We start from the raw sequence: 255 nt of genomic DNA on the forward strand, positions 1-255 counted from the left end.
TGCCGTACTGCTGGTTATCAAAGCCGTTGAGGGTGGTCCAGGCGTAGTCGTAGTAGGTGTGCTGGTTGAACTGCACGCTGTGCACCACCCGGCCCAGCACGTCGTAGTCGGTCTGGCCCAGGTCTGCGGTGGCCGCCACGCTGCCGCCGGTGTAGCTGACGTGCTGGCGGATGCGGTTGCCCGAGAAGTCGTACTGATAGGTTTCGACCGGGGTGACCGCTTCGGTATTGCCACCCGGGTTGTCGCCGACACCGC

At 64.3% G+C, this 255-nt stretch carries 1 protein-coding gene; it reads right to left on the reverse strand.

The annotated features are described in order from the left end of the window. Nucleotides 1-255: hypothetical protein (locus tag PZA18_RS24715; protein ID WP_284103531.1), on the reverse strand; the 255-nt coding region annotated here is incomplete at both ends.

Origin of the sequence: Parachitinimonas caeni (assembly GCF_030129945.1) — a bacterium.
Classification (GTDB): domain Bacteria; phylum Pseudomonadota; class Gammaproteobacteria; order Burkholderiales; family Chitinimonadaceae; genus Parachitinimonas; species Parachitinimonas caeni.